We start from the raw sequence: 2,898 nt of genomic DNA, 5'->3' as shown, positions 1-2,898 counted from the left end.
GGTCCCGGCACCCGGGGCGGTGTGGCCGACGAACCCACCCACGTGGCGCCCAACGTGCTGGTCTCGATCGGCGCGCTGCTGCTGGGGATGCTGCTGGCCGCCCTCGACCAGACCATCGTCTCGACCGCGCTGCCCACCATCGTCAGCGAACTCGGCGGCCTCGAGCACCTGTCCTGGGTGGTCACCGCCTACATGCTCGCCGCCACCGCGGCCACCCCGCTCTGGGGCAAGCTCGGCGACCAGTACGGGCGCAAGCGGCTCTTCGAGACCGCCATCGTGATCTTCCTGATCGGCTCGGCGCTCTGCGGCATGGCGCAGAACATGCCGCAGCTGATCGCCTTCCGGGCCCTCCAGGGCCTGGGCGGCGGCGGGCTGATGGTGCTGACGATGGCGATCGTCGGCGACCTGGTGCCGCCCCGCGACCGGGGCCGCTACCAGGGCCTGTTCGGCGCGGTCTTCGGCGCCACCAGCGTGCTCGGGCCGCTGCTCGGCGGACTGTTCACCCAGCACCTGAGCTGGCGCTGGGTCTTCTACGTGAACCTGCCCCTGGGCGTCGTCGCGCTGGCCGTGATCGCCGCCGTGATGCACATCCCGCGCCGGCGGGAGAAGCACCGCATCGACTACCTGGGGACCCTGCTGATCGCCTCGGTCGCCACCTGCCTGGTCCTGGTGACCTCGCTCGGCGGCACCACCTGGGCCTGGGGTTCCTGGCAGGTCGTGTCCCTGGCGGTGCTCGGCGTGGTGCTGGCGGTGGCGTTCGTGGCGGTCGAGAGGCGGGCCGCCGAGCCGGTGCTGCCGATGAAGCTGTTCGCCGTCCGCACCTTCAGCCTCACCGCCGTGATCAGTTTCATCGTCGGCTTCGCGATGTTCGGCGCGATGACCTACCTGCCGACCTTCCTCCAGGTGGTGCACGGCATCTCGCCGACCATGTCGGGCGTGTACATGCTGCCCATGGTGGCGGGTCTGCTGCTCGCCTCGACGGCCTCCGGGCAGGTGGTCAGCCGCACCGGGCGGTGGAAGGTGTTCCCCGTCGCCGGAACCCTGATCACCGCGATCGGCCTGGTGCTGCTGCACCAGCTGGACGCGGCCAGTTCCACCTGGGTGATGGGCGCGTACTTCTTCGTCTTCGGCACCGGTCTCGGCCTGGTCATCCAGGTGCTGGTGCTGATCGTGCAGAACGCGGTCTCCTACCAGGACCTCGGCGTCGCCACGTCCGGCGCCACCTTCTTCCGCTCCATCGGCGCCTCGTTCGGCGTGGCGGTCTTCGGCACCGTCTTCGCGGGGCGCCTGGGCGACAAACTGGCCGACGCCTTCAGCGGCGTCCGGCTGCCGCCCGGGGTGACGGTGGACGGCCTGCAGTCCGACTCGCGCACCATCACCGCGCTGCCCGCCGCCCTGCGGGCCCGCGCCCTGGGCGCGTACTCCGACGCCATCACCGACGTGTTCCTCTACGCCGCCCCCGTGGCCGCCCTGGCCTTCCTGCTCGCCCTGGCGCTGCGCGAGGACCGGCTGCGCGGATCGGTGACCACCCCGGACGGCACGCAGACACTGGCCAGCAACCCCGTCGAGCGCTCCTCGCACGACGAGGCGGCGCGGGCGCTCTCGGTGCTGGCCAGCCGGGAGGGGCGGCGCGAGGTCTACCGGAGGATCACCGAACGGGCCGGTTACGACCTGCTGCCCGCGTCCGGCTGGCTGCTGCTGCGGACCCGCCGGTACGGCTGGACCGAGCCGGCGGTGCTGGCCGAGTACAGCAGGGTGCCGCTGGAGAAGATCATGGAGGCGGGACGGCAGGTGGAGGAGCGGGGGCTCGCGGTCCGTCGCGGGCTGGACCTGGAACTCACCCCCGCCGGTCACGAGGTCGCCGAACGGCTCTCGCAGGCGCGTGACGAATCGCTCGGCGAACTGCTCGGCGACTGGTGGGGCCCCGACCGGCCCCGTGACCTGATCCAGCTGGTCAAGGAGCTGAACGACGAACTCTCCGGTTCGGACGCCGAGCGCCCCCGGCAGGCCGGCGGCTCCACCTCCCACCGGTACTGGCGGGCCGCCTGAGCGGGGTGCGGGCGCTCCGGAGGCGGGACGTCCCGCCTCCCCCGCCGTGAATGCGCCGTTTGAGCGATGAGGCCGAGGCAAGACGAACGGGACGAAGCGGTCCGCGACGAGAGCGGGCCGGGAGCGAACCCGGAAGGCTTCCATGTCCCAAGGCGTGATCATCGCTCTGATCGTCATCGTGGCCGCCGTCGTCCTGATCGCGGCCTTCATCGCCAAGTCCCGAGGCGCCAACGGCGGCCGCAACCTGCGCAAGCGCTTCGGGCCGGAGTACGAACGAACCGTCGCACGGTACGACGGTGACACCGGTGCCGCCGAGCGGGAACTCGCCGCCCGGGTCGAGCGCCACGGCCAGCTGCGCACACGACCGCTGGAGCCCGCCGAGCGGCAGCGGTACGAGACGAGCTGGGCGGCCGCCCAGGAGCGTTTCGTCGAGTCGCCGCGGGAGTCGGTGGCCGAGGCCGACCGGCTCCTCGCCGAACTCGCCGCGTCCCGGGGCTTCCCGGCCGGCAACGAGTACGAGGAGCAGGTCTCCGCGCTCTCCGTCCACCACCCGCACCACGTGAACGGCTACCGGCGGATCCACCGTGCCGCGCTGGCCGCCGCCGGAGGTGCCGCGGAGAGCAGCTCGGCCACCGAGGAACTGCGTGAGGCCCTGGTGGAGGGCCGCGCGCTCTTCGACGAACTGATCCACGACAACCGCACCCACCGCACGGGCGCCGCCGCGCAGGGCGCCCGCGACGCCCGCGGGCACGGCGAGCGGCACGGCGGCCACGGCGCCACCGGCGGCCGGACCCGGTCCCACCTGCCGGGCGCCCTCACCCGGAACCACGCGAAGGGGAGCTGACGCAT

Annotated in this window: 2 protein-coding genes; both read left to right on the top strand. The window is 72.7% G+C overall.

Going from position 1 to position 2,898, the window contains the following annotated elements:
- Positions 1 to 42: 42 nt before the first annotated feature.
- A complete protein-coding gene (locus HW445_RS24940; protein ID WP_308799858.1) occupies positions 43 to 2,049 on the top strand; it encodes an MDR family MFS transporter in 2,007 nt (668 codons plus the stop codon).
- 142 nt (positions 2,050 to 2,191) lie between these two features.
- Entirely contained in the window at positions 2,192 to 2,893 is a 702-nt protein-coding gene (locus HW445_RS24935; protein ID WP_180223175.1) for a hypothetical protein, read from the top strand.
- Positions 2,894 to 2,898: the final 5 nt, after the last annotated feature.

It is taken from the genome of Streptomyces sp. UH6, from assembly GCF_013421635.1.
Classification (GTDB): Bacteria; Actinomycetota; Actinomycetes; order Streptomycetales; family Streptomycetaceae; genus Streptomyces; species Streptomyces abyssomicinicus.
This window is presented reverse-complemented; position numbering and strand designations above follow the sequence as displayed.